The 1,809-nt window shown below is 67.7% G+C and carries 2 protein-coding genes; both read left to right on the top strand.

The features are described 5' to 3' along the window. Positions 1–721, top strand: a 721-nt coding sequence (locus RMO30_RS11115; RefSeq protein ID WP_309713332.1) for a hypothetical protein, incomplete at its 5' end; no start/stop codon positions are given. Then, positions 718–1,482 (top strand): hypothetical protein, encoded by a 765-nt coding sequence (locus RMO30_RS11110; RefSeq protein ID WP_309713329.1) that lies wholly within the window; start codon positions 718–720, stop codon positions 1,480–1,482. The genes RMO30_RS11115 and RMO30_RS11110, both read left to right, overlap by 4 nt. The last annotated feature ends 327 nt before the right edge of the window (positions 1,483–1,809 follow it).

The following is a 1,809-nucleotide window of genomic DNA, read 5'->3' as shown; positions in this document are numbered from 1 at the left end:
GCTGCTGCGATGGCGCTCCCACGAGCGCGACGACCTGTTCGCGAGTGCCGACGACTTTCTCGCCGACCTGCAGCCCGACGAGTTGCGGGCATTTCCGAAGGTCGGCGCCGCACTCGTGCCGCTGCACCGTGCGATGGTGGCGTGCGCCACGACGATCGGCGACCTTGCGGTGCCGGGGCCGACCGCGTATCCGCTCGACGTGCCCGTCACCCCGCGGTACTTTCTGTCGGCGGTGAAACGGGTACTCGACCGGGGACACGCGCACCGCCTGTTCTTTGCGACCCCCGAGAACCGGGATCTCGCGTACGTCGTTCTCAACTCGTCGCTCGCCTACTGGTGGTGGCGGGCCTACGAAGGCGGAATCACCGTTTCGCGCACGATCCTCAGCTCGGTACCGGTGCCGATCGGGGCTGCCGACCCCGCTCTCGTCGCGGCACTCGAGGCGTCGGAGCGCGAGAACGTGGTCGTGAAACGCAACGCCGGACGCCCCAACGAGAACGTCAAACACCCGTGGCGTCTCCTGAGGATGCTCAACCAGGCGGTCGCCCCCGACTACGTCGACGACCTGCTCGCCACCCACGCCAACTCCCACCTCGGCACCGCCACTCCCACCTCACCCACCACCCGCAGGTCGAGTGCCGCCCGCGAAGCGGTCGGTGTATCGAGACCCACCCTCGAGAAACCACCTCCGAGAAGCCACCCGAAAGCTTCCAGCGCATGAAGCTCCCGCTCTGGCCGGCCGGATCCACGAGCGGTTCCCCCGAATTCGACACCCTGCGCGACCGTCTGGTCGCCGACGACAACCTCCGCGAGGAGCTCGAGGCGGCTCTGCGCGCGAACGTGAGCCGCATCGACCCGACCGATCGGGCGAACCGCTTCGGGTCGGGCGCGGCCGTCGAGTGGATCATCGCGGCGGCGGCGTACCAGTCCGGCATCCTCTCGGTGCCCGGTGGGCACAACGCCGACGGGTTCGACCTGCAGTCGCTCCGCGATCGGGTGCGCGGGCTGTGGAGTGTGAAGAACACGACGAAGGCAAGCGGCTTCCGGCTCACCAATGGGATGAGCGGCGCCGGTCGCGGGTTCACGGAAGCCGTCATTCTGCTCTCCCCCGCTCTGCCGGGGTTGACGTTCGCGCATCCGGAGTTCCATCCCGACCTCGCTGCCGCGGTTCAGCAGAAGGATGACCACACCTTGTTGCCCCTGCGCGATGCGCTTCGGCACGCCGAGGAGCACCCGGAATGTGTCGCTCCGATCCGGATGCCGGTGAACCCGAAGACCGGTCGCGACGACCCGTGGATGGATTACGTGAAGTCGCTGCTCGAGCCGCAACGATTTCCGCGGTTGTCGAAACTGTTTCTCGATGCGGTGCCGCCGCAGCGTTCTCTGGCGACCGAGATTGTCGAACTCGCGAAGCTGCGGGATGCCGGAACCCTCACCGAGTCGCAGTTCGTGGCGGCGATCAACCGCATCACCGCCGGCTGACTTCAGCCGGTCTCGAAACCGGGTGTATCGAAACCGCGAGGCTCCGCGGGTTGAGTGCCGCCGAAGGCGGTGTATCGAAACCCCGAACCTTAGCGGGGCGGACGGGTCGTGTCACCCCCCTTTCCGCGAGTGCCGAGTGTGGCGTGTGCTGGGAGCGGACTCCCCCGCCCTCGAGGCGCCGACGAGGGAGTTCCGGAAGGAATACATCGATGGGTCGCCACAGCATGAACTACGAGCCCCACATCAGCGAGGTCGCCGCAGCATCACCCGAGGCATCCGGGCTCGGCGCCTGCGGCGCGCCGGGCACACCCGGCTGAAATGGCTCAC

Source organism: Pseudolysinimonas sp. (assembly GCF_031389465.1).
Classification (GTDB): Bacteria; Actinomycetota; Actinomycetes; order Actinomycetales; family Microbacteriaceae; genus Pseudolysinimonas_A.
Note: the sequence above shows the minus strand (reverse complement) of the source record. Positions and strands in the feature narration are given on the sequence as shown.